The following is a 497-nucleotide window of genomic DNA, read 5'->3' as shown; positions in this document are numbered from 1 at the left end:
GGTCAGGATGCTGGACCGGCAGCATCTCGGGGTAGTGTTTCGCGAGAACGCGTCCGGCCGGATATACGGCGTAACCTTCATTGACCGTGACCGCCGCGAGGTGTTCAACGGCTCGCGCATGGGCAGGGAGTTCTCGGCTAACGTGTTCAACGAACTTTTCCGCTGGTGGGAAGGTATTCCGGCTCCTGCGCGGACGGATTCCTCTGCCGAACTTTGGCGCAGCCGCCGTCCGGAACAGGGCAGTGTGCTGGAACAAGCGGCCGGCATCCTCTCCATGGAACAGAATCCGGCGGTCGATTACGAGGAGGAGGCTTTCCGCCGCCGTATGAAACGCAAGAAAAAACAGCAGAAGCGCAGGTCACGCGGTATTTGACCGTATAGGAACAACGAATAATTTTTTAATTCTATGCAACAGGAAGACGATTTGAGGGCGCTTGCCAAAATCATGGATTTCGGCAGGGCTGTGAGCATTTTTTTGGGGGTGGTACATGTCTATG

1 protein-coding gene is annotated in these 497 nt (G+C 55.9%); it reads left to right on the top strand.

What is annotated here, in order from left to right; genetic code table 11:
* Positions 1-373: hypothetical protein (locus H9X80_RS08890; RefSeq protein ID WP_275100724.1), on the top strand; the 373-nt coding region annotated here is incomplete at its 5' end.
* Between the last annotated feature and the right edge of the window lie 124 nt (positions 374-497).

The organism is Olsenella profusa (assembly GCF_016900315.1).
Classification (GTDB): domain Bacteria; phylum Actinomycetota; class Coriobacteriia; order Coriobacteriales; family Atopobiaceae; genus Thermophilibacter; species Thermophilibacter profusus_A.
The sequence above is the reverse complement of the archived record's forward strand: the minus strand, read 5'-3'. Positions and strand labels throughout refer to the sequence as shown.